The sequence below is a fragment of the Kurthia populi genome (assembly GCF_042686175.1).
Taxonomy (GTDB): Bacteria; Bacillota; Bacilli; order Bacillales_A; family Planococcaceae; genus Kurthia; species Kurthia populi.
In genome coordinates, this window is record NZ_JBHUOR010000067.1 from 1 (window position 1) to 2,364 (window position 2,364).

The 2,364-nt window shown below is 38.4% G+C and carries 2 protein-coding genes and 3 tRNA genes; 1 reads left to right on the forward strand and 4 read right to left on the reverse strand.

All coding sequences use genetic code 11. The annotated features are described in order from the left end of the window. Positions 1 to 229: 229 nt before the first annotated feature. From ACFSY7_RS10375 to ACFSY7_RS10390, 4 genes are all read right to left on the reverse strand, one after another. Positions 230 to 306 (reverse strand) — tRNA-Arg (locus ACFSY7_RS10375). 27 nt (positions 307 to 333) lie between these two features. Continuing rightward, a tRNA-Leu gene (locus tag ACFSY7_RS10380) sits at positions 334 to 422 on the reverse strand. Positions 423 to 427: 5 nt separating this feature from the next. Beyond that, positions 428 to 502: transfer RNA gene (locus tag ACFSY7_RS10385), tRNA-Gly, on the reverse strand. Between the two features lie 263 nt (positions 503 to 765). Further along, positions 766 to 1,287, reverse strand: a complete 522-nt coding sequence (locus ACFSY7_RS10390) for a dihydrofolate reductase family protein (RefSeq protein ID WP_020189821.1) — start codon at positions 1,285 to 1,287, stop codon at positions 766 to 768. 113 nt (positions 1,288 to 1,400) lie between these two features. Between ACFSY7_RS10390 and ACFSY7_RS10395 the strand changes: the two genes are divergently transcribed. Then, positions 1,401 to 2,240 (forward strand): aldo/keto reductase, encoded by an 840-nt coding sequence (locus tag ACFSY7_RS10395; RefSeq protein WP_020189820.1) that lies wholly within the window; start codon positions 1,401 to 1,403, stop codon positions 2,238 to 2,240. Positions 2,241 to 2,364 lie beyond the last annotated feature (124 nt).

Here is a 2,364-nt window from a genome sequence, read left to right on the forward strand (position 1 = left end):
TATCTGCTACGCTACTCTGCCTCCATATCAGTTGTCCAAATACTCATGTACTGAAGTACACTCCGTTTTGTCCGCCCTCATGTCGTTGATTAGCTTGCATCTAATATAAAATCAAATAATAAGTTATTAAGCCTAAAAAAATTAAAACTTAATAATTAATAATAAAAATCTTTAAAAAGAAATTTGTTTGTTACTTTCAATGTCGTTTTATCCAGTTTTCAAAGAACAATGGTGCGCCCAGCAGAAGTCGAATCCACAACCTTCTGATCCGTAGTCAGACGCTCTATCCAATTGAGCTATGGGCGCAAATATAATATTTATTTTACTAATAAATGGTGCCGAGGGCCGGAATCGAACCGGCACGGTAGTCACCTACCGCAGGATTTTAAGTCCTGTGCGTCTGCCAGTTCCGCCACCCCGGCACATATGGAGCGGAAGACGAGGTTCGAACTCGCGACCCCCACCTTGGCAAGGTGATGTTCTACCACTGAACTACTTCCGCATGTGCTTGACTTATTTAAATATTCAAATGTTTTACGTCTTATTTCTTAAGAACATAAATTATTATATAGTGTACACAATCAAATTGCAATACTTTTCGCAAAAAAAATTGATTTGTTTTTAGCTTACAAGGCCCGTCATCGCGCGATTTCTAGTTAAAACAATAGTTCGCTATTTCGTTCATTCATTCTTCTTTAAAAACAAAAAAAATCCCACTGCATCGTAACAATACAATGAGATTTCTATGGTTTTCTTGCATAAAAATTACTCTTCTTTCTTATACGTAAGTTCTACAAATTGATTATAGTTTTGTGTTTGAATCAATTTCCAGTCACTCATCGGCACACGTTCTGAAAATAGTGGGATGCCTTCACCTAGTACAACGGGAGCAATCGTAAGAATCATTTCATCAACTAAATCGGCTTGTAAAAAGCTCTCTACTAACTTCGCCCCACCTGCTAGCCAAATATCACGCTCACTATCCTGCTGTATTTGTGTAACAAGTTCTGCTGGTGATTGCTGTGTAAATGTCACATTGGCATTGTTCATGCGCTCTTTCGAGGTCATCACATAGCAACGACGCTGCGCATACGGGAAAACGCGCGCATGTCGTAAAATCCAATCATATGTAAGACTCCCCATCACAACAGTTCCGATGGTTGAGTAAAAGGCGAGATAGCCATTATCGCCTTCGCCTTCTACCTTATTTAAAAATTCGATTGAGCCGTCTGGTGTTGAAATATAGCCATCTAAGCTCATCGCAATGTATAATTTTACGCGTTTCATTAAATCCCCCCTTTCCTCAGTGTAACAGATACCTTTTCTTTCCAAAAATAAAAACAATACGTTATGATAGATTCAGTGTACAAATTTATCTTTTTATAAGGGAGCGAGTATGTGTGTCAAAAACAATTGAATTAAATAATGGATTACTTATTCCGCGTGTAGGATATGGTACATTCCGCGTACCAGAAGGCGCTGATTTAGCTGCCGCCGTTAAAACGGCAATTAAAGAAGGATATCGTTTAATCGATACAGCAGCGATTTATGAAAATGAAGCTTCAGTAGGTCAAGGGATTCGCGAAGCCATCGCTGAAGGACTTGTCACACGTGAAGAATTATTCATCACATCAAAAGCATGGAATGACGGCATTTCATACGAAGAAACACTACAAGCATATGATGATGCACTCGCGCGTATGGAACTAGATTATTTAGATTTATACTTATTACACTGGCCAGGAACGAAAAACGATTTTATTCCACAGTGGGAGGCACTTGAAAAGATTTATGCAGATAAACGCGTAAAATCGATTGGTGTCAGCAACTTCCATGTACATCATTTAGAAAAATTACTAAAAGAGACAACGATTGTGCCTGCGGTGAATCAAATCGAATTAAACCCACTGCAAACGCAAAAACAAGTCCATGCCTTTTGTATTGAAAAAGGTATCCAAATTGAAGCGTGGTCACCACTAATGAATGCTGAAATTTTAGAGCACGCTACTTTAAAAACAATCGCATCAAAATACGGTAAGACCACTGCGCAAATTATTTTACGCTGGCAAACACAAACGGATATCGTAACCATTCCAAAATCAATGACACCTAGTCGTATTGCAGAAAATATCGCTATTTTTGATTTTGATTTAGATGGCGAAGATATTTTATTAATTGAAGCATTAAATGAAGATGGCCACTATGGTCCAGATCCAGAAGGCTTTGATTTCGGACGTTAATCTCGAACACTCACAACACAAAGAAGAGGCTGGGACATAAGTAGAAATTCCAGTCTTTAATAGAGAAGGTGATGTCGAATTTGACATCACCTTCTCTATTTTTATGCGCAAATTGGGAATTACC